Source organism: Massilia eurypsychrophila (assembly GCF_002760655.1).
In the GTDB taxonomy this organism is placed as follows: Bacteria; Pseudomonadota; Gammaproteobacteria; order Burkholderiales; family Burkholderiaceae_D; genus JAFCUW01.
The window spans coordinates 142,445-160,350 of the sequence record NZ_PDOC01000007.1; the positions used below are offsets into that span (position 1 = coordinate 142,445).

The 17,906-nt window shown below is 66.2% G+C and carries 15 protein-coding genes; 7 read left to right on the plus strand and 8 right to left on the minus strand.

What is annotated here, in order from left to right:
• Positions 1 to 107: 107 nt before the first annotated feature.
• Positions 108 to 596, minus strand: a complete 489-nt coding sequence (locus CR105_RS13710; RefSeq protein ID WP_099789020.1) for a MarR family winged helix-turn-helix transcriptional regulator — start codon at positions 594 to 596, stop codon at positions 108 to 110.
• 122 nt (positions 597 to 718) lie between these two features.
• Between CR105_RS13710 and CR105_RS13715 the strand changes: the two genes are divergently transcribed.
• From CR105_RS13715 to CR105_RS13725, 3 genes are read left to right on the plus strand one after another with little or no spacing between them, the layout of a single operon-like run.
• Positions 719 to 1,750, plus strand: a complete 1,032-nt coding sequence (locus CR105_RS13715) for an aromatic ring-hydroxylating dioxygenase subunit alpha (RefSeq protein ID WP_099789021.1) — start codon at positions 719 to 721, stop codon at positions 1,748 to 1,750.
• Positions 1,747 to 2,703: a PDR/VanB family oxidoreductase gene (locus CR105_RS13720; RefSeq protein WP_099789022.1), complete on the plus strand. Its 957-nt coding sequence runs from the start codon at positions 1,747 to 1,749 to the stop codon at positions 2,701 to 2,703. The genes CR105_RS13715 and CR105_RS13720 overlap by 4 nt, the downstream gene beginning before the upstream one ends.
• Positions 2,704 to 2,738: 35 nt before the next feature.
• The gene (locus CR105_RS13725; RefSeq protein ID WP_099789023.1) at positions 2,739 to 3,935 is read left to right on the plus strand and encodes an ABC transporter substrate-binding protein; all 1,197 of its coding nucleotides are present in this window, start codon (positions 2,739 to 2,741) and stop codon (positions 3,933 to 3,935) included.
• Between the two features lie 78 nt (positions 3,936 to 4,013).
• On the opposite strand, the gene pcaCD is transcribed toward CR105_RS13725, so the two are convergent.
• From pcaCD to pcaH, 4 genes are read right to left on the minus strand one after another with little or no spacing between them, the layout of a single operon-like run.
• The gene (gene pcaCD / locus CR105_RS13730) at positions 4,014 to 5,276 is read right to left on the minus strand and encodes a bifunctional 4-carboxymuconolactone decarboxylase/3-oxoadipate enol-lactonase PcaCD (RefSeq protein ID WP_099789024.1); all 1,263 of its coding nucleotides are present in this window, start codon (positions 5,274 to 5,276) and stop codon (positions 4,014 to 4,016) included.
• A 7-nt stretch (positions 5,277 to 5,283) separates the two neighbouring features.
• On the minus strand, positions 5,284 to 6,678 hold the full coding sequence (locus CR105_RS13735; protein WP_099789025.1) for a lyase family protein: 1,395 nt from the start codon (positions 6,676 to 6,678) through the stop codon (positions 5,284 to 5,286).
• Between the two features lie 15 nt (positions 6,679 to 6,693).
• Positions 6,694 to 7,206 carry a peptidase associated/transthyretin-like domain-containing protein gene (locus tag CR105_RS13740; RefSeq protein WP_099789026.1) on the minus strand — a complete coding sequence of 171 codons (513 nt, stop codon included), beginning with the start codon at positions 7,204 to 7,206 and terminating at the stop codon, positions 6,694 to 6,696.
• A gap of 10 nt (positions 7,207 to 7,216) precedes the next feature.
• On the minus strand, positions 7,217 to 7,909 hold the full coding sequence (gene pcaH / locus CR105_RS13745; protein WP_099789027.1) for a protocatechuate 3,4-dioxygenase subunit beta: 693 nt from the start codon (positions 7,907 to 7,909) through the stop codon (positions 7,217 to 7,219).
• Between the two features lie 152 nt (positions 7,910 to 8,061).
• Between pcaH and CR105_RS13750 the strand changes: the two genes are divergently transcribed.
• A complete protein-coding gene (locus CR105_RS13750; RefSeq protein WP_229413936.1) occupies positions 8,062 to 8,847 on the plus strand; it encodes an IclR family transcriptional regulator domain-containing protein in 786 nt (261 codons plus the stop codon).
• On the opposite strand, the gene CR105_RS13755 is transcribed toward CR105_RS13750, so the two are convergent.
• Positions 8,844 to 9,740: a helix-turn-helix domain-containing protein gene (locus tag CR105_RS13755; protein ID WP_099789029.1), complete on the minus strand. Its 897-nt coding sequence runs from the start codon at positions 9,738 to 9,740 to the stop codon at positions 8,844 to 8,846. The genes CR105_RS13750 and CR105_RS13755 overlap by 4 nt on opposite strands.
• Before the next feature lie 124 nt (positions 9,741 to 9,864).
• Here CR105_RS13755 and CR105_RS13760 point away from each other — a divergent pair, with 124 nt between their 5' ends.
• Complete coding sequence (locus tag CR105_RS13760; protein ID WP_099789030.1) at positions 9,865 to 11,031, plus strand: 4-hydroxybenzoate 3-monooxygenase; 1,167 nt, start codon at positions 9,865 to 9,867, stop codon at positions 11,029 to 11,031.
• Here the strand turns inward: CR105_RS13760 and aroD are convergent.
• A complete protein-coding gene (gene aroD / locus CR105_RS13765) occupies positions 11,013 to 11,810 on the minus strand; it encodes a type I 3-dehydroquinate dehydratase (protein WP_099789031.1) in 798 nt (265 codons plus the stop codon). The two genes, CR105_RS13760 and aroD, sit on opposite strands and share 19 nt — an antisense overlap.
• 1 nt (position 11,811) lies before the next feature.
• Positions 11,812 to 13,419, minus strand: coding sequence for a carboxylesterase/lipase family protein (locus CR105_RS13770; RefSeq protein WP_218968696.1), 1,608 nt, complete (start codon positions 13,417 to 13,419; stop codon positions 11,812 to 11,814).
• A gap of 396 nt (positions 13,420 to 13,815) precedes the next feature.
• On the opposite strand from CR105_RS13770, the gene CR105_RS13775 reads away from it, so the two are divergent.
• The gene (locus tag CR105_RS13775) at positions 13,816 to 16,752 is read left to right on the plus strand and encodes a TonB-dependent receptor domain-containing protein (RefSeq protein ID WP_099789033.1); all 2,937 of its coding nucleotides are present in this window, start codon (positions 13,816 to 13,818) and stop codon (positions 16,750 to 16,752) included.
• Complete coding sequence (locus tag CR105_RS13780; protein ID WP_099789034.1) at positions 16,752 to 17,819, plus strand: alpha/beta hydrolase; 1,068 nt, start codon at positions 16,752 to 16,754, stop codon at positions 17,817 to 17,819. Before CR105_RS13775 ends, CR105_RS13780 begins: the two co-directional genes overlap by 1 nt.
• Positions 17,820 to 17,906: the final 87 nt, after the last annotated feature.

The following is a 17,906-nucleotide window of genomic DNA, read 5'->3' on the forward strand; positions in this document are numbered from 1 at the left end:
CCTGACCCGTTGCTTCTCTTAGGGGCTGACCCCGGATTCGCAGGCGCCGGCGACACCGGGGTCAGACCCCAACAGAAAAATCGGGTCGGACCCCTCGGTCGACAGCCCTACCGATCGCGCCTGGCCAGCGGCGCGCGGCTTTGCTCGTTGTTGTCGCTTACCAGCCGGTCGAGCAGCTCCATGAACAGCTGCTGCTCGCCCGCCGTCAGCGGCGCCAGCAAGCGGTCACGAACGCGCCGCGTGGCCGGCACCAGGCTGGCCAGCAGCTGCTCGCCTTCGGCCGTAATGGTCAGCGCTCGCTGGCGCCGGTTGTGCGGAATTACCTTACGCTCGAGCAGGCCCTTTTCCTCGAGCCGCGCGCACACAGTGGCGCCGGTCGAGGTGTCGATCGCGGCGATGCCGGCCAGCGACACCTGGTCGATGCCGGGGTGGTCGGCCAGGCAGCGCAGCATGGCGAATTGCACCGGCGTCAGCTCGCCGCCGACTTCGTCGTGGAACATGGAGACCGAGATCTGCTGGGCGCGGCGCAGCAGGTGACCCGGGTGCTCATCAAGCCGGGTCAGGTCGGTGTCGTCGGTAGGAAGCTTGCTGGTCATGGTCCTGTGCGTCGCAACATGGAAAGTTCGAATCGGGCGTTTACTTCGCCGGTCAACGCAGTATACTTGGCTTCATATTCAGTGTACTGAATATTCGAATAAATATGAAGGAGGAGACCAGCATGTTCCCTAAAAACGCATGGTACGTGGCGTGCACCCCGGACGAAATCGCCGACAAGCCGCTCGGGCGCCAGGTATGCGGCGAAAAGATCGTGTTCTACCGCGGCGCCGAAGGCAAGGTGGCCGCGGTCGAGGACTTCTGCCCGCACCGCGGCGCGCCGCTGTCGCTCGGCTTTGTCCGCGACGGCAAGCTGGTATGCGGCTATCACGGCCTCGAGATGGGCTGCGACGGCAAGACCGTCAGCATGCCGGGCCAGCGCGTGCGCGGCTTCCCATGCATCCGCAGCTACTCAGTCGTTGAGCGCTATGGCTTCATCTGGGTCTGGCCGGGCGAAAAGGAGCTGGCCGACTCGGCGCAGATCCATCACCTCGAGTGGGCCGACAATCCCGAGTGGGCCTACGGCGGCGGACTGTTTCACATCAACTGCGACTACCGCCTGATGATCGACAACCTGATGGACCTGACGCACGAAACGTACGTGCATGCGTCTTCCATCGGTCAGAAGGAAATCGACGAGTCGCCGGTGGCCACCCGCGTCGAAGGCGAGCAGGTGATCACCAGCCGCTACATGGAAAACATCAGCGCGCCGCCGTTCTGGCGCGCCGCCCTGCGCGGCAATGGCCTGGCCGACGACGTGCCGGTCGACCGCTGGCAGGTGTGCCGCTTTTCGCCGCCGTCGCACGTGATGATCGAAGTCGGCGTGGCCCACGCCGGCAACGGCGGCTACGATGCGCCGGCCGCGGTCAAGGCGTCGTCCATCGTGGTCGACTTCATTACGCCGGAAACCGAAACGTCGCACTGGTACTTCTGGGGCATGGCCCGTAACTTCAAGGCCGACGACGCCGCGCTGACGGACACGATTCGCAACGGCCAGCACCAGATCTTCAGCGAAGACCGCCAGATGCTCGAACTGCAGCAGGCCAATCACCTGAAGTACCCGGACCGCAAACTGCTGGCGCTCAATATCGACGCCGGCGGTGTGCAGTCGCGCAAGGTGCTCGACAAGTGGCTGGCCAGGGAGCAGCTGTCGTGAGCACGCTGCAGGTGCGCGTCGCGCGCAAGGTCAGCGAGGCGGACGGCATCAGCAGCTTTGAGCTGGTGGCCGCCGATGGCGCGCAGCTGCCGGCGTTCGAGGCCGGCGCGCACATCGACGTGCACCTGCGCGACGGCCTGCTGCGCCAGTACTCGCTGTGCAATCCGCCGCAGGAGCGGCATCGCTACCTGATCGCGGTGCTGCGCGATCCATCCTCGCGCGGCGGCTCGACCGCGATGCACGACGAGATCGAAGCGGGCCACCTGATCACCATCAGCGCGCCGAAAAACCACTTCCCGCTGGAGCCGGCTGCCCGCAGCCTGCTGTTCGCCGGCGGTATCGGCGTCACGCCGATCCTGGCGATGGCCGAAGCATTGGCCGGCGCCGGCGCCGATTTCGAGATGCACTACAGCGCGCGTACGCCGGAACGCGCCGCCTTCCTGCAGCGCATCGCCGCGGCGCCATATGCCGCGTGCGTGCACGTGCACTACGACAGCGGCGACGCCGCGCAAAAACTCGATTGCGCCGCGGTGCTCGGCGCGCCGCGCGCCGACACGCATATCTACGTGTGCGGACCGGGCGGCTACATCGACCATGTGCTGGGCGCGGCCAAAGCGCTCGGCTGGCCGGCCGCGCAAGTGCACCGCGAGTACTTCAGCGCAGCACCGGTGGACGAAGCCGGCGACACCGCGTTCGACGTCAAGCTCGCCTCCAGCGGCCAGGTGTTCACGATTCCACCGGGCCGCACTGTGGTCGAGGTACTCGCCGAACACGGCATCGACATTCCGGTGTCGTGCGAGCAGGGCGTCTGCGGCACCTGCCTGACGCGCGTGACGGGCGGCGTGCCGGACCACCGCGACGTCTACCTGACGGACGAGGAACGTGCCGCCAACGACCAGTTTACCCCTTGCTGTTCACGCTCGAAAAGCGCAGTGCTGTCGCTTGACCTGTAAATCCCCCGCCATCCAAAAACGATAATGGAGACAACATGACTGAACCAATCAACAAACAACGCCGCCACCTGATGCTCGGCACGGCGACCGCCGCGCTGTCGGCCGGCCTGCTGCCGTCGCTCGCGTTCGGCGCCACTGCCGGACCACTGAAGGTCGGCCTGATCGTGCCGATGTCCGGCCCGTTCGCCTCCACCGGCCGCCAGATCGAAGCCGCCGTCAAGCTGTACATCCAGAAGCACGGCTCCACCGTTGCCGGCCGCCAGATCGAGATCCTGCTGAAGGACGACGGCGGCGTCGCACCCGACACCACCAAGCGCCTGGCGCAGGAACTGGTTTCGCGTGACAAGGTCGAAGTGCTGGCCGGCTTCGGCCTAACTCCGCTGGCGTTCGCCGCGGCGCCGGTTGCCACGCAGGCGAAGGTGCCGATGATCGTGATGGCCGCCGCGACGTCGGTGATTCCTCAGCGCTCGCCGTTCATCGTGCGCACCGGCTTCACGCTGGCGCAGGTCACCGCGCCAATGGCGGAGTGGGCGGCGAAGAACAAGATCAAGACGGTAGCGACCTTCGTCAGCGACTACGGTCCCGGCATCGACGCCGAGAAAGTGTTCATCAGCCGCTTCTCCGAAGGCGGCGGCAAGGTGGTCGAATCGCTGCGCGCGCCGCTGCGCAATCCGGACTACGCGCCGTTCCTGGCACGCGTCAAGGACGCCAAGCCCGATGCGCTGTTCGTGTTCGTGCCGTCCGGCGAAGGCGCCGCGGTGCTCAAGCAGTTCACCGACCGCGGCCTGGCCGCTGCCGGTATCCGCCTGATCTGCACCGGCGACGTGCTTGACGACGACCTGTTGACCTCCATCGGCAGCGCCGCCAACGGCGTCGTCAGCAGCCACCACTATTCGGCCGCGCATCCGTCGCCGGAGAACAAGGCGTACGTCGACGCGTTCATGAAGGCGAACAAGGGCATGCGGCCGAACTTCCACTCGGTTGGCGCGTACGACGGCATGCACCTGCTGTACCAGGCGTTGATCAAGACCGGCGGCGACAGCGATGGCGAAAAGCTGATCGCGGCGATGAAGGGCATGGCGTGGACCAGCGTGCGCGGCCCGGTGTCGATCGACGCCAACACGCGCGACATCATCCAGAACGTCTATATCCGCCGCGGCGAGATGGTTGGCGGCGCGATGTTCAACGTCGAATTCGACAAGGTCGAGAAGGTGCGCGATCCGGGCGTGTAGTCACTGCGTTGACCCATAAACCGTCGCGCCCGTCAAATGGCGGGCACGACGGTTTGTACGTTAACGATATCTATCGCGCTAGATGGTAGCGAGGAAGCGGACTATGGCTGCGGCAAATGCCTGCGGCTGCTCGATCGCGCTCAGGTGCGACGCGTTGGCCAGCACCTGCAGCTGCGCACCGGGGATGCCGTCGGCCAGCTGCTGCGCCATCGACACCGGCGTGCCCTGGTCGAGTTCACCGACGATGACCAGCGTCGGCGCCGCGATGGCGCCGAGCCGCGCGGTGGTGTCGACGCTGCCGACCGCATTGCAGCAGGCGATGTAGCCTGGCGCGTCAGTCGTCACCAGGCGCCGGCGAAAACGCGCGACGATCGGTGCGTGCTCGGCGCGGAAAGCGTCATGGAAATAGCGCCCCATCACGGCGTCGCCAATCACGTCCATCCCTTGTTCGCCCACTGTCGCAATGCGCTGCTCCCATACCGCGCGCACCGCTTCCGGATAGCCCGAGGTGGTATTGGCCAGCACCAGCGCGCGCACCAGCGACGGATGGCGCAGCGCCAGTTCCTGGCCGGCCATGCCGCCCATCGACAGGCCGATCCACACTACCGGACCGGAATCGAGTTCGCGCAGCAGGCGCGCGGCGTCGTCCGCCAGATCGGCCATCGTCGCCATGCCGGGCAGCGTGTCCGAGCTGCCGTGGCCGCGATGGTCGTAGGCGATGACGCGGCAGTCGGCGGCCAGCTCGTTGGCCAGCTGATCCCACATGGTCAGGTCGCAGCCGAGCGCGTGGCTCAGCACCACGGTGTGGCGCGGCGCCTTGCCGCTGCGCGGCGCGCGCACGCTGTAGTGCAGCGCCGGCAGGCTGGTGGTGCGGCCTTCGTGGCCGATGCCGGGATGGCAGACTGACGCCGGCGACATCGGCTCGAGCGCGTAGCCGATTTGCGGCGCAAGCTCGCGCAGGATTTTCTGCGCATGGCTGAAGGCGGTGTTGGCGGCGGGGACGCCGGCGTAGATGGCCGACTGCATCAGCACTTCCTTGATGTCGTCGGGCCCCAGCCGGCTGTCGTCGGGCGCCAGCAGCGCCGCCCGCACGTGCAGCTCGAACTCTTCCCAGCAGCCCAGCGCCGTGGTGATCGCCAGGACGATGGTGCGGCGCGTCTTGTGGTCGAGTCCCGGGCGACCCCAGATGTCGTTCCACGCATTGCGAGTGATCATGTCCTGGAATTCGGCGGTGAAGCTGTTGGCGTTGGCGATCGACTTGTCGACCCAGGCGTCGCCCAGCACGGTGCGGCGGTTGTGCATGCCGCGTGCGAATTCATGGTCGAAAGGATCGTAGCTCATGCTGGCATCACTTTGTAAAAGGGTGGACGGAATCAAGGGCGGCGCTGCTGGTGCGCAGCGCCTGCAACTGGCGTTCTGCCAGGCGCCGTGCGGGCGCAGTGGCGGCGACCGGGTCGAACAGCGCATCGAGCTGCGAGAGGTCGATGTGTGCGCGCAAGGCGGCATCGGCCTGAACGGCGTCGCGCAGCACCTCGGCCAGCGGCCGGCTGCTGGCCAGCGCTTGCTGCGTCAGCTGCTCGAGCAGCGCGTGCGCCTGCGGCCGGCCAATCGCGCCGGCCAGGTAGATCGACGCCGCTTCGGCGAACACCAGGCCTTGCAGCGCATCGATATTGCGCAGCATGCGGGCAGGGTCGACGACCAGCGCCGCAAAGGCGTCGTTGAGTGCGTTCAGGGCGCCGTGCGCGCTGAGAAAAAGTGCCGGCCATTCCGCCAATTCAGCCTGCCAGTTGCCCAGGCCCCGCTCGTGCTGCTGGCCCATGCTCGCCAACAGCGCCGCCGCATGCTGCGGCGTGCGGGTGGCGGCGGCCAGCGCGATCATGGCCGACACCGGATTGCGCTTGTGCGGCATGGCGGACGAGCCGCCGCGGCCATTGCCGGACGGTTCGGCCAGTTCGGCGATTTCGCCTTGCGCCATCAGACTGAGGTCGGTCGCCACCTTGCCCAGGCTGCCGGTGAGGACGGCCACTTCGAGGCCGAGGCGGACCCACTCGTCGCGCTGCGTGTGCCAGGCGGCGTCGGCAAGCCTGAGTTTCAGGTCGGCCGCCATGCGCGCCGCCACCGCGGGGCCGCGCTCGCCCATGACGGCGAGCGTGCCGACCGCGCCGCCGAGCTGCAGCTGCAAGGCCCGTTCGGCGCATTCGCGCAAGCGTGCGCGCGCGCGCACCAGCGGCGCCAGCCAGCCGACCAATTTGAAGCCGAAGCTGGTTACCTGGGCGGGCTGCATCAGCGTGCGCGCCAGTACCGGCGTGCAAAGGTGGCGTTCGGCCAGCGCGAGCAGGTGGCCGCAGAAATCATGCAGGCCATCGTCGAGCAGTTGCAGCGCCTCGCGCGTGGCCAGCACCATGGCGGTGTCGATCACGTCCTGGCTGGTGCTGCCCCAGTGGACGTGGGTTGCGGCTTCGGCGTCGTACAGCGCGACAGTGCGTGTCAGTTCCTTCACCAGCGGGATTGCCAGGCTGCCGGCGCGGCGGCCGGCACTGACGATGGCGCCGATGTCGTACAGCTGCGCCTTGCAGACGGCGCCGATGGCGCGCGCGGCGGCCGCCGGCAGCAGTCCTTCATCGGCCTGCGCCTTTGACAGCGCCTGCTCGAAGTGGAACATGGCCTGCACGATCGCTGCGTCGTCGAACACCGCGATCATGTCGGACGTGGTGAGAAAACTGTCGAAAATCGAAACGCTCAATGCCGCTCCCGTTATTTATACGTAGTCGAAAAAGACCGTCTCTTTGTCGCCCTGCATCCAGATATCCCATTGGTATTCGCGCTCGCCCACCTTACGCGCAACCAGCGTGGCGCGGCGTGGCGCCGCGACCTGGCCAAGGATAGCCGATTCTGCCAGGGCGCTGTCATCTTCCAGGAAGACGGCGGTGAACTGGTGCTTGACCAGGCCGCGCGCGAACACGGTGACGTACATCAGCGGCTCGCCGATGGAAGCCGCCGGCAGCGGCGCATGAAAGGTGAAGCTGCCGTCGGCGCCACTTGGCACGCGGCGAAATCCGGGCATCGGCTGCTGCGCCTCGGCGGCAGCGGCGTCGGGTAGCCATGCCTCGAGCTGGGCGTCGTCGATGGGAACGCCGGCGCCGTCGTAGATGGCGCCGCGGATAAGGACAGCGGGTGCGTCGGCGTCAGTTGCGGCCGTCATGTCGGCCGCCCACTGGAAGGCTTCATGCGAGAACGGCCCGATGGTTTGCGAAGTCGTGATGGTGCTCATGTCATTCTCCTTAGATGCCCATCGGCGTGGCGTCGCGGCCGCGCAGCACGATGTCGAATTCGTAGCCGAGCATTTCGCTGCCGACCGTCTGTTCCATGCTGAAGCGCGAAATCAAGCGCTGGCGCGCGGCCAGGTCCGGGATGCTCTGGAAGATCGGGTCGTAGTCGAACAGCGGGTCGCTCGGAAAATACATCTGCGTGACCAGGCGCTGCGCGTAGACGTTGCCGAACATGGAGAAGTGGATGTGCGCCGGGCGCCATGCCTTTTCGTGGTTGCCCCACGGGTAAGGACCGGGCTTGATGGTGACGAAGCGATAGCGGCCGTCTTCGTCGGTCAGCATTTTTCCCCAGCCGTTGAAGTTCGGATCGAGCGGCGCGTTGTGCTGGTCGCGCTTGTGGCGGTAGCGGCCCGCCGCGTTGCACTGCCAGACTTCGAGCAGCGAATCGCGCACCGGCTTGCCGTCTTCATCGAGGACGCGGCCGGTGACGACGATTTTTTCGCCGAGCGGCTCGCTGTCGCCCTGCGCCGTCAGGTCCATATCGTGGGGCAGCAGGATGCGCGGCGCCGGCCGGACATTGTCGCTGACCGGGCGCGGCGCTTCGATGCGCAGCAGCGGCTGGGCAGGTCCGCGCTTCATGGTCGACTTGTAAGGCGGGTAGATCAGTTCGGGATAGACGCCCGGTTCGATAGCATCGAATTTCAAAGCAGGTCTCCTGGCAGGTGACGTTGGACTGAGGGGGGAGCCAGGTCATGGTAGGCAAATCGTCCACCCTCAACAAGATGGTAGCGATGCGCGGCATTCGCAGATCGCACAGATTGTGCGACAATCGCCCAAACCACCGAATGATTGCGATTATGCCGGCCTCTATCGACAGTACAGCCGACGCGCCTGCCACGCGCGACCTCATCGCCGGCCTTGAGAAAGGGCTGCAGGTAATCGAGGCGTTCGACCAGGAACGCGCGCGGCTGACGATTGCCGAGGTGGCGCAGCGCACCGGCCTGACGCGCGCGGCGGCGCGGCGCTACCTGATCACGCTGGTGCACCTGGGCTATATGCGGCACGAGAACAAGCTGTTCTCGCTGACGCCGATGGTGCTGCGCCTGGGCCAGTCGTACCTGCATTCGGCGCGCCTGCCGCGCATCGTGCAGCCGCTGCTGTACCGGCTGGCGTACTCGCTGGAAGAGGCGGCGTCGGCCGGCGTGCTCGATCACGATGACCTGGTGTGCGTCGCGGCGGTCAGCGCCGGGCGCCTGGTGTCGGCCACGCTGCAGCCGGGCACGCGGGTGCCGGCATACTGCACCGCGAACGGCCGCGTGCTGCTGGCCAGCTTGCCGCAGGACGAAGTCGAGCGCTTCCTCGAACGCGCGCGTCCGGAGCAGATGACCGGGCACACGATCGTCGACAAGGAGCGCCTGGCGCTGGAGATCGGACGCGCCCGTGCGCAGGGCTACGCGCTGGTGGACCAGGAGCTTGAACTGGGCCTGCGCACCATCGCCGTCCCGCTGCGTAATTTTCGTGGCGAGACGGTCGCCGCCATCAACGTCAGCGTGCACGCCGCGCGCATCGCCGCCGACAGCATGGTCGAACGCTGCCTTCCGGCGCTGCTCAAGATCCAGGTCGAGATGAGCGCCTTGCTCTAGGATGCCTGGCCGCGGAACTGCTTGGGCGTGACGCCGACGCGCTTCTTGAACAGGCGGCTGAAGTACGCCGGATCCTGGAACCCCAGCTCGTAGGCGACGCTGGCGATCGACGACGGCGCATACGTGAGCTTGCGGCATGCTTCCAGCATCAGGCGGTCCTGGCCGATGTCGAATGCCGATTTACCGGCCAGTTTGAGGCACAGGCGGTTCAGGCGCGTCGGCGTCACCCGCAGCGCGTCGGCATACTGGCCCACCTGCCACTGCTGCCTGAAGTTGCGCTCCACTTCGGCGCGAAAGCGCGTGAACAGCTCGAACTCGCCGTGCCCCGACTGGCCGGCAAAGCGGTGCTCCGCGTGCACCCGCAGCAGCAGCAGCAAGGCGCTGCGCGCCAGCCATTCGAGCATCAGGGTGTGGCCGTAGTGCGGCCACGAGGCCTCGGCGATCAGGTTCTTCAGCAGTCCCTCGATGCGTTCGCGCGCTTGCGGCACCGGCGCCAGATCAATCGCCAGCGGCTGCACGAACAGCGCCGAAAAGATGTCGCCGTCGCTGCCGCCGGCGGCAAACACGACCTGCTCGTCGAGCGTCAGCACGTAGCCTTGCGCCTCCTGCGAGAACGCGAAACCGTGCACCAGCGACGGATGGATCGTGATCGCTGTGGGCCCCTCGCGCTCCCACAGCGCGCCGTCGACGCTGGCGCGCACATGGCCGGCGTAGAGAAAAAGTACCTGAAACAGGCCGCGATGGGTGTGATTGGAAATGTGCCAGTCGTGCAGCCGGCTGCGCGTCTCGATCAGTTCGATATGGACGAACTCGGCGTTTTCCGCTCTGGCGGCTTCGCCGTAAAGCGCAAACTGGGGAACTTCCGGCGGCAGGGCTGGTGCGGTGGTCGGCATGGAAAGGTGAGGGCAGCAACGGTTGCGGGCGTACAAATAGTACAAGTTATTTGCGGTTTTCTCCATTTTATTCGGGGCCTTGCGGCGCTAGCATAGCGGCACACGAATAACATCAGGAGACTTCATGCGCACCCAGATCGCCATCATCGGCGCCGGCCCGGCCGGCTTGCTGCTATCCCACTTGCTGCACCTGCAGGGCATCGAATCGATCGTGCTCGAGTCGCGCAGCCGGCCGGAGATCGAGGCGACCATCCGCGCCGGCGTGCTCGAGCAAGGCACCATGGACCTGCTGACCGAAGCGGGCGTGGGCGAGCGGATGCGCGCGGAAGGCGCGCTTCATCACGGTATCGAACTGGCGTTCGGCGGCCGCCGCCACCGCATCGACCTGACCGAATTGACGGGTAAGGCGATCACCGTCTACCCGCAGCACGAGGTGATCAAGGACCTGGTGGCCGCGCGCATTGACGCCGGCGGCCCCTTGCTGTTCGAGGTCAGCGACGTGGCGCTGCATGGCGTCGACACGGACAAGCCGTCGGTGCGGTTCTCGCACGCCGGCGCCGAGCAGATTATCGAGGCCGACTTCGTCATCGGCTGCGATGGCTTTCACGGGGTTTCGCGCGCGGCGATTCCGGCCAGCGTACGCCAGGACTACCAGCGTACCTATCCATTCGGCTGGTTCGGCATCCTGGTCGAATCGGCGCCGTCGTCGGAAGAGCTGATCTACGCGCACCACGAGCGCGGCTTCGCGCTGGTCAGCACGCGTTCGCCGACCGTGCAGCGGCTGTATTTTCAGTGCGACCCGAGCGACCATGTCGACAACTGGTCCGACGACCGCATCTGGAACGAACTGCACAGCCGGCTGGAGAACAATGACGGCTGGCGCCTGAACGAAGGGAAGATCTTCCAGAAAAATATCATCGGCATGCGCAGTTTCGTGTCGGCGCCGATGCAGTCGGGCCGCCTGATGCTCGCCGGCGACGCCGCGCATATCGTGCCGCCGACCGGCGCCAAGGGGATGAACCTGGCGATCGGCGATGTCAAGTTGCTGGCGCGGGCGTTCGAACAGTTTTACCGCGACGGCAGCGAGGATCGGCTGAACAGCTATTCGGCCGATGCGCTCAAACGCGTGTGGCGCGCCGAGTATTTCTCGTGGTGGATGACGAGCCTCTTGCATACGTTTGCCGACGCTACGCCGTTTCAGCGCGAGATCCAGCGCGCGGAACTGGAGAACGTCGTCAGCTCGCGCGCGATGGCTACGGCCCTGGCGGAGAATTACGTCGGCGCGTTCTGAGTTGGCCGGGACGCGCCCAGCGCCGCCATTGCTGCGCGCAGTTCCTTGATCGGGATCTGCCCTGGCGCCGATACGCGCTGGCCGACCGCGAAGGTGACGCTTGATCCGTACTGCCAGCCGCAGATTCGGGTGATCGCGCCGAGCGCGCCCATCGACATCGTGATCAGCGGGATGCGCAGCGCGGCGCCAGCTTGCAAGGTTGCGTCGAGCAGGTGCAGCACGTCGCTAGGCGCGCGTGGCATCACCGCGAGCTTGGCGATGTCGGCGCCTTCGCGTTCGGCGCGCAGCAGTGTGGCGACCATCTCGGCGCTGCCAGGCGTGGCATGGAAGTCATGGCACGACACGACCAGCGCCACGCCATGCGCCTGCGACACCGCGCGCACCTTGCGGCGGTGGTGCTCCAGCTGGCTCAACTCATAGTCGACGACGTCGATGGCGCCGCTGGCGCACAGCGCGCCGTACAGCGCCACGACCGCGTCTTCGTCGATGGCGATCTGCTCGCCCCCTTCATGCGCGGCGCGCCGCGTGAACAAGATCGGCACGCCGCCGGCCAGCGTGCGCAGTTCCGCCGCGGCGGCCAGCACCTCGCGCTGGTTGGCAATCGCATCGAAAAAATCGACGCGCCATTCGACCAGGTCGGGCGCCTGCGGCAGGATGGCCGTCAATTCTGCCTTCAGCGCGGCAGTGGTGCGGCCCACCAGCGGCGTGCAGATCAGCGCGCGGCCATGGCCGCCGAGGAGGCGTCCGCCAAAGTCGAGCGGTTTCGGGTGCGTCGGCATGTCAGTCCCGGGTCAGGCGAGGCACTACGGCGCCGGCCGGCACAAACTGCGCCGGCACGTCGTGGAAGTCCAGCTGCGCGGCGTTCTGGCGCGCGACTTCCACCTTGTCGCCAAAGTCGATGATCTGTTCGTCGCCTCGGCGCCAGGCCGGCCACGGTATCGCCGGCGTGGCCGGATTGCCGCTGCGGGCGAACGCCAGCATGCTGTCCATCATGCGCGCCGACAGGGCGCGGTCCTGCTGGCCCCACAGGCGCGTCGGCTTGAACATGTTGAGCGCGTCCTGGGTCTGGAACCAGTAAGGCACGTCGGAGGTGTGATACGCGCCCTGCGGAGCGTCGAACAGCGGCGCGGCCGGATTGAACGGGTGCACGCGCGAGAACATGTAGACATAGACGGGCGCCTTGCCGCTCGCCGTTTGGGCCTGCGCCAGCTTGCGTGTGCCTTTTTCCATCATCGCGTGGCGCGCCGCCAGCTTGCCCATCGCCGGCGCGTCGGCGTCGGCCGACACCGGATACAGCGCCATGAAGCGTTCGGCGTTGGCGCCGTAGACCTGGCGCGCCTTGTCGGCGTAGTCCGCGGCTGTTTTCGCCAGCCGCAACGGGCTCGGACTGATATCGTCGCGCGTAAAACCGGCAAGGGTCGGCACATCGTTCTGGCGGCCGGCGGCGAAGATATTGGCGATCGAGTCGGGCAGGAAGTATCCGTCGATGTTGGGACGCACGTTGACCGAGCCGGAGTCGCCGAACTGGAAGTCGCGCTGCACGACGAACACGCGGTCTGCCGGCAGCTGGCGCATCGCCGCGAGCGACGTGGCGCCGACCGCTTTCTGCACATCGAGCCCGGTCTGCTCCGACTCGGCCAAGGTAGGGGAGGCGCCGCCGATGGCAGGGCCGCTTTGCACGAAGGCGCGCTGGAACAGGCCGCGCGCCAGCGGGCTGGCCACCAGCGACACGACCGACGCGCCGCCGGCGGACTGGCCGGCGATGGTGACGTTGGCCGGGTCGCCGCCGAAGCGGGCGATGTTGCGCTGGACCCAGCGCAGCGTCTGCACCTGGTCGAGGAAACCGTAGTTGCCCGATGCGCGATGCGGCGATTCGGCCGTCAGCTCCGGATGGGCCATGAAGCCGAGGATGCCGAGCCGGTAATTGAAGTTGACGAACACGGCGCCGCGCGCGGCCACGTTCGGCCCGCCGTACAGCGCCATGCCGCTCGAGCCGACCGTGAAGCCGCCACCGTGAATGAAAACAATCACCGGCAGCTTTTTCGCCTTTGCTCTGGCAGCGGCGGGCGCCCAGACGTTCATGAAGAGGCAGTCTTCGCTGGTCGCTTCTTCGCCGAAGTAGTGATTGATGTCCTTGCGGCGCAGAAGCTGGATGCATTCCGGGCCCTTGCGGTCGGCGTGCAGCACGCCGCTCCATGGCGCGGCCGGCTGCGTTTCGCGCCAGCGCAGTTCGCGCACCGGCGCGGCCGCGTACGGGATGCCGTACCAGGCGTTGACGCCGTTGGCGAGCCGGACGCCTTCGAGCCTGCCGCTGTCGACAGTGACGTTTTGCGCCGCGGCGGCGCCGGCGCCAAACACGGCCGCCAGCGCCAGAACGCGCCAAAACAACGGGGTCAGACCCCGATTTTGTTTAATAAAAAGGCGATGAGGCCGGCAAACAAACGAAAAAAATAGGGTAAGACCAAAATTTTGTTTGCTAATAGTGCGGTCCGGCCGACGAAAAAACGGGTCTGACCCCAATTTTTTGATCGCGCGATGATGTCTCGTTGGCATGGTGTTGTCCTGTCGGAGGTGGGGTCGTTGAAGAATACATTAACTATTTAGTTAAGGTCAACCGGACGCTGGCGCAGGCGGTGCCTTATTGCGCCGCAGCGAATGAAACACGGGGCCGTGACCGTTTAATTAAAACAACAAAAATGCCTATTTAAATATTGTTGTTAACTATCTGGTTAGTGTATATTTACTCAAAATAACAAGCGAAGTACCCCTTCCTCAGGAGACAAAATGAAGCGCAAGCCCCGTAGCAATGTATGGATCAATCTGTCGAAACCGCTCGCTTACGGCAGCGCCGTCGGCTTCTCCATCCTCAGCGCCCATGCGCAGACCGCGCCTGATCCGGCGCCGGCAGACGTCGAGGCGAAAGTGGCCACCGTCGTCGTCACCGGCTCGAAAATCGCGCGGCGCGACTATTCGTCGCCTAGCCCGATCGTCACCACCGCCAAGGAAGTGCTGCAGGAAAGCGGCAACATCACGCTCGAAGCGACCCTGAACCAGATGCCGCAGTTCACGCCATCGGGCACCGCCTCGACCGGCGGCCAGGGACTCGGCGCACGCGCCACGCTCGACCTGCGCGGCCTGGGCGACAACCGCAACCTGATCCTGCTCGACGGCCGGCGCCTGCCGCTGTCGTCGGCCTTCGGCCAGGTCGACATCAACACCGTGCCGCAGGCGATCGTCGACGGCATCGAAACGATCAGCGGCGGCGCCTCCGCCGTGTACGGCTCGGACGCGATGTCGGGCGTGGTCAACTTCAAAAGCCTGCGCAAACTGAAGGGCGTCGTCCTTGACGTCCAGTACGGCAATTCGCAGAAGAACGATGCGCGCCGCCTGAGCCCGTCGATCACGGCCGGCACCGAGTTTGCAGAAGGCAAGGGCTACGCGCTGTTCTCGGTCAGCTACGACGAGCGCGAGCGCCTCACCGGCGCCCAGCGCTCGTTCTTCAACCTCGGCGTGCCGTCCGGATTCATCGGCACCAGCACCTATCTGCCGAACGCGTCGAACCTGCCGACGCAGGCAACGCTCAACAGCGTATTCTCGCGCTACGGCGTGACGTCAACGGTGCCGCGCACCAACAACCTCGGCTTCAACGACAACGGCACCCTGTTCAGCCAGACGGGCGCGCTGAACTATCTCGGGCCGGTCAACCAGTCGTACGCCATCGTCGGCGGCAACGTGCGCATGCCGGTCAGCGTCCAGAGCGACCTGATTAACGGCATGCGCCGCGAGAATTTTTTCAACAAGGTCGAATATCGCTTCACCCCTAACCTGACCGGCTACGCGCAGGTGCTGCACACCCATTCGGTGACCAAGACCAACACCGGCGCGACCTTGACCCAGTTCGGCCTGGGCGGCAACACCACGGTCCCCTTGAGCAATCCCTTCATTCCGGCCGACCTGCGCACCATCCTCGCCTCGCGCCCGGATGCCGGCGCGCCGTTCCTGTGGAACACCCGCTTTGTCGGCATCCCAAACCGCGTGTTTAACGAAGGCTACAACACCGACCAGCTGCTGGTGGGCCTGCGCGGCAACATCCCGTACAAGGACTGGACCTGGGATGCCTACGTGTCGGCCGACCGCTCGGTGCACGACCAGATCCTGCACAACGCCATCCTCAGTTCGCGCGTGCAGGAGTTGCTTAACGCGCCAGGCGGCGGCACGGGCCTGTGCGCGGGCGGCTACAATCCTTTCGGCATCGGCAACAACACGCGCATTTCGGAAGCCTGCCGCAACTACATGACCACCACCGCGGCCAGCACGGAAGACCTGACCCAGCGCGTGGCCGAAGCGAGCGTGCAGGGCGCGCTGTTCGACCTGCCGGCCGGCGAGCTGCAGTTCTCGGCCTCGGTCAATTACCGCAAGAATACCTACTCCTACCTTCCCGATTCGCAACTGGCGGCGCAGAACATCCAGGCCGTGATCGCCTCGCAGCGCTCGTCCGGCGCCACCTCGGTCAAGGAAGCCGCGCTCGAGTTGCGCATCCCGCTGCTGCGCGACGCGCCGTTTGCCAAGACGCTGGCGGTGTCGCCGGGCGCGCGCATTTCCGACTACGACATCTCCGGCATCGCCAAGACCTGGAAGGTCGACGCCGAATGGTCGCCGATCCAGAGCGTGATGGTGCGCGGCGGCGTGCAGCATTCGATCCGCGCGCCAAATATCGGCGAGCTGTTCAGCGCGGCGAGCGGCAATCAGGTCCAGTTCGGCAGCCCGCCGAACGGCGGCGAGCCATGCGATTCGCGCACCGCGGCACGCCTCGGCGCCGGCGGCGCCCAGCTGCGCGCGCTGTGCATCGCCACCGGCGTGCCGGCATCGGTCGTCGATTCATACACCTTCCCGACGGTGGCCACGTCGACCCTGAGCAGCGGCAACCCGAACCTGACGCCGGAAGCGGCCGACACCCAGACGCTGGGCGTGGTGTGGACGCCGCAGTTCGCCTCGCCGCTGTTCTCGCAGGTGTTCGCCTCGGTGGACTTCTACAAGATCAAGATCGAAGACACGATCTCGGCGGTGCCGGCCGCATCCGCACTGAACAAGTGCTACAACCTCGACGGCAGCAACCCGACCTATTCGGCCACCAATCCGTTCTGCCTGCTGGTGTCGCGCGACTCCAACGGCCTGCTGACGCAAGTGGCGGCGCCGTACCTGAACCTGGGCCAGCTGAAGACGTCCGGTGTCGACGTGCAGGTCGACTGGCGCTTCAAGTTAGGCGCCATCGGCCTGTCCGATGCGTGGGGCACCTTCGGCGTCAACAGCGCCGTCAGCTTCGTCAATTCGTACCAGTCGCAGGCGCTGCCGGGCGACGCCATCCAGGAATTCAAGGGCACCGTCGGCACCGTGATCCGTCCGACCTGGCAGTCGACCACGACGTTCCGCCATGAAATCGGCGCCGCGTCGGTGAACCTGCGCTGGCGCCATATTCCGGCGATGAAGGACATCACGTCCGTGACGCGTCCGGCCAGCCCGGCCGCCGGAGTCGAGAAGTACGACATTGTCGATCTGGGCGTGCGTTACGCGCTGAACAAGAACGTCGACCTGCGCGCCGGCGTCACGAACCTGTTCAACCGGGATCCGGCTTTGGTGCCGGGCAACCAGAACCTGACGATTCCGTCGACCTACGACATCGTTGGCCGCTCCTACTACGTTGGCGTGCGCACCAAGTTCTGATGATGATTAACGTTGAAAAAAGCGTCCTGGCGGCTGTGCTGGCACTGGCCGCCGCCGGGGCGCTCGCGCAGAACACGGTCACGGTCGACGCCGACGGCACCGCCCGTATCCAGGGCGGCGCGATTCCCCTGTCGGCCATCCTGAGCGACGAGTCAAAGGCGATCGTGCGGCGCGCGCGCCCAACCGAAGGGCCGGGCGCGGCGCCGCAGCCAAAGCTGGAAGACATGGCCGAGTTGCGCCGCCGCATGAACGAGACGCTGCAGCCGAACGTCAAGCACATGCGCGAGCTGTTCCCGGTCGACGTCGAGGAAACCACCATCGACGGCATCTCGGTGGCGATCGTCACGCCGAAGGGCGGGGTGCCGACGCGCAACCAGAACCGGCTGATGATCAATGCGCCCGGCGGCGGCTTTCGCACCGGCATCCGCGCCAACGGCCTGTTGATCAGCATTCCGGTGGCGGCGGTCGGCCAGTTCCGGGTCGTGACCCTGCTGTACCGCCAGGGCCCGGAACACCGGTTCCCGGCGGCGACCGAGGACTTCACCACCGTCTACAAGGCGATGCTCAAGCGCTACAAGGCGCCCAACATCGGCCTGGTCGGCTGTTCGGCGGGCGGCTCGCTGGTGGCGCAAAGCGTCGCGCACTTCCAGCAGGCCGGCTTGCCGCGCCCGGGCGTGCTCGGCATCTACTGCGCCGGCGCCGACGCCAAGTTCATGGCCGGCGACTCGGCCGCGTTTGCCGCGCTGGCGAACGGCGTGGCCGTCGCCATGCCGCCGGGGCCGGCTTACCTAGCCAACACTAACCCGGACGATCCGGCGGTCAACCCGTCGGTCGACCTGAAGGTGCTGGAGAAGTTTCCGCCAACCTTGTTCGCCACGGGCACGCGCGACTTTGCCATGAGCGCCGCTGCCTACGGCCACCGCCGCATGCTGCGCTCCGGCGTGGCGTCGGACCTGCTGATCTTCGATGGCCTCGGCCACGGCTTCATGACCAATCCGGATTATCCGGAGTCGCGCGAGCTGTACGAGATTGCCGCGAAGTTCTACGACAAGCACCTGGGACGTTAAGGTGACGATGCTGTTTTTACCCGCCGCCGGCAGTGCCGCGCGGCACACTTGTCGAGTAAAATCCTGTGTATGAATGCTAAGACCACG

Coding starts and splice junctions, on each gene's coding strand:
- aroD (WP_099789031.1), bottom strand. CDS start 11,810: ATGCCGACGCACCCGAAACCGCTCGACTTTGGCGGACGCCTCCTCGGC.
- CR105_RS13780 (WP_099789034.1), top strand. CDS start 16,752: ATGATGATTAACGTTGAAAAAAGCGTCCTGGCGGCTGTGCTGGCACTG.
- CR105_RS13775 (WP_099789033.1), top strand. CDS start 13,816: ATGAAGCGCAAGCCCCGTAGCAATGTATGGATCAATCTGTCGAAACCG.
- CR105_RS13725 (WP_099789023.1), top strand. CDS start 2,739: ATGACTGAACCAATCAACAAACAACGCCGCCACCTGATGCTCGGCACG.
- CR105_RS13740 (WP_099789026.1), bottom strand. CDS start 7,206: ATGAGCACCATCACGACTTCGCAAACCATCGGGCCGTTCTCGCATGAA.
- pcaCD (WP_099789024.1), bottom strand. CDS start 5,276: ATGAGCTACGATCCTTTCGACCATGAATTCGCACGCGGCATGCACAAC.
- CR105_RS13760 (WP_099789030.1), top strand. CDS start 9,865: ATGCGCACCCAGATCGCCATCATCGGCGCCGGCCCGGCCGGCTTGCTG.
- CR105_RS13755 (WP_099789029.1), bottom strand. CDS start 9,740: ATGCCGACCACCGCACCAGCCCTGCCGCCGGAAGTTCCCCAGTTTGCG.
- CR105_RS13710 (WP_099789020.1), bottom strand. CDS start 596: ATGACCAGCAAGCTTCCTACCGACGACACCGACCTGACCCGGCTTGAT.
- CR105_RS13750 (WP_229413936.1), top strand. CDS start 8,062: ATGCCGGCCTCTATCGACAGTACAGCCGACGCGCCTGCCACGCGCGAC.
- CR105_RS13715 (WP_099789021.1), top strand. CDS start 719: ATGTTCCCTAAAAACGCATGGTACGTGGCGTGCACCCCGGACGAAATC.